The sequence below is a fragment of the Lachnoclostridium sp. MSJ-17 genome (assembly GCF_018918205.1).
GTDB lineage: Bacteria > Bacillota > Clostridia > Oscillospirales > Acutalibacteraceae > Ruminococcoides.
Genome location: NZ_JAHLQB010000065.1, coordinates 1 through 1,644 on the forward strand (window position 1 = coordinate 1; position 1,644 = coordinate 1,644).

Sequence of the window (1,644 nt, forward strand, 5' to 3'; positions counted from 1 at the left end):
ATGGAGCGGATGACGGGGCTCGAACCCGCTACCTCCACCTTGGCAAGGTGGCGCTCTACCAGATGAGCTACATCCGCATATTTATGGTGCCTCCGGACGGAATCGAACCATCGACACGGGGATTTTCAGTCCCCTGCTCTACCAACTGAGCTACAGAGGCAAATTTGGCGACCCGGAACGGGCTCGAACCGTCGACCTCTAGCGTGACAGGCTAGCGTTCTAACCAACTGAACTACCGGGCCATTTTGGTGGGAGTTACAGGGCTCGAACCTGTGACCCTCTGCTTGTAAGGCAGATGCTCTCCCAGCTGAGCTAAACTCCCGACTCATGCCTTTGTCGCCTCAGCTTTCGCTTTATCTCTCAGCGACGTATATTATGATATCACAAAACCGCTGTAAAGTCAATACCTTTTTGTAAAAATTTCGGATTATCTTTTTTTCAGGTGAATGATTACCAGCTCGCGCGGATTGTTGATGCGCGGTATCGCCGCAGTATTCGAACAGCCCGCAGATACAACCATACGTCCGTCATAAATACCCTTGTCGTACTTCGGGAACAGCTTTCCGCCCGCACCCGCGACGCCCATGCTGAAAATGCGGATTTGTCCGCCGTGGTTGTGTCCTGACACAATCAAATCGATATCCGTGTCGTTTATTTTCAGCGTTTCGTAATAGTTCGGATTGTGACAGAGCAGCAGCCTGAGCTCGTCTTTTTGTGCGAAGCTGCTCAGCCACTCCTCGTCATATTCGTCCGAAAGGCCGCCGATCAGCATAAAGTTACTGTTGACCACAGCCTCGGCTTCCTCGTTGTCCAGGCAGTGAATCCCGTTGTTCCGGAAAAACTCCCTGTCCTCACACATAAGCTCTTCCTCGTGATTGCCCAGACTGAGAAACACGGGCGCGATGTCCGCCGCCTGACGCAGGAATGAATATGCGTTTTTGGTGTCGGGCTTACTTCGCTTAGGGCGCAGAAGCATGAAAAATAAGTTGACGTAGTAAATTATATTTACAATCAGCCAGCGGATCGGATTGAACCGCCTTTTTACCGTCGACTGATATCTCTCACGGTAACGCTCGAGCGTATCGCCCGCAACGACCGTTAAATCGGGGTTCTGAGCGCGCAGCAGATTCAGTATGTCAATGGCGCGGCGCTCGTGCAAATCCGTAACCAAAGCGATCTTTAGCGGCTTTCTGATACGCTCTGAAAACACCTCGTACTCTGTTACAACAGGCTTCGACATACGCGTTCCTCACCTCCGTATAATTTATTGCCTGATAATCTGAAATATTCTTATTTCCAGAAGCTGACTTCGCTTTCCTTCAGTCCGATATCCGTAGCGCGGAAATGCGGATTGAGGCGCTTTTTGCGCTGTGACTCGAAGTCGCGCAATGCCTTGACAGCGATTCCCGAGAGAGCTGCGCAGACGGGAATGTTGATCAGCGTCATTCCGCCCATGGTGATGTCCGCCATTGTCCACGCGAAGTTCATCGGAATGAGCGCGCCGACAAAGACGATAAGCACACAAAAGGCATAGAAAATTCTCATGAAAACCTTTGACGGCATTCTCTTTTTGTTAAGGTAAATCAGGGCGTTGTCGACATAGTAGAGGTTGCCGATAAGGGTTGTGAACGCGAACATTACCAT

General features: G+C 50.7%; 2 protein-coding genes and 4 tRNA genes. All 6 read right to left on the reverse strand.

Going from position 1 to position 1,644, the window contains the following annotated elements; all coding sequences use genetic code 11:
- Window position 1: 1 nt before the first annotated feature.
- A tRNA-Gly gene (locus KQI64_RS05530) sits at window positions 2-77 on the reverse strand.
- A gap of 7 nt (window positions 78-84) precedes the next feature.
- Window positions 85-160, reverse strand: a tRNA-Phe gene (locus KQI64_RS05535).
- A gap of 5 nt (window positions 161-165) precedes the next feature.
- A tRNA-Asp gene (locus KQI64_RS05540) sits at window positions 166-242 on the reverse strand.
- Between the two features lie 4 nt (window positions 243-246).
- Window positions 247-322: transfer RNA gene (locus KQI64_RS05545), tRNA-Val, on the reverse strand.
- Between the two features lie 105 nt (window positions 323-427).
- Entirely contained in the window at window positions 428-1,240 is an 813-nt protein-coding gene (locus tag KQI64_RS05550; protein ID WP_201427701.1) for a metallophosphoesterase, read from the reverse strand.
- Between the two features lie 50 nt (window positions 1,241-1,290).
- Window positions 1,291-1,644: alanine:cation symporter family protein (locus KQI64_RS05555; protein WP_216523730.1), on the reverse strand; the 354-nt coding region annotated here is incomplete at its 5' end.

Bases quoted from the DNA above. Each gene is read 5' to 3' on its own strand.
- KQI64_RS05550 (WP_201427701.1), bottom strand. From the start codon at position 1,240: ATGTCGAAGCCTGTTGTAACAGAGTACGAGGTGTTTTCAGAGCGTATC.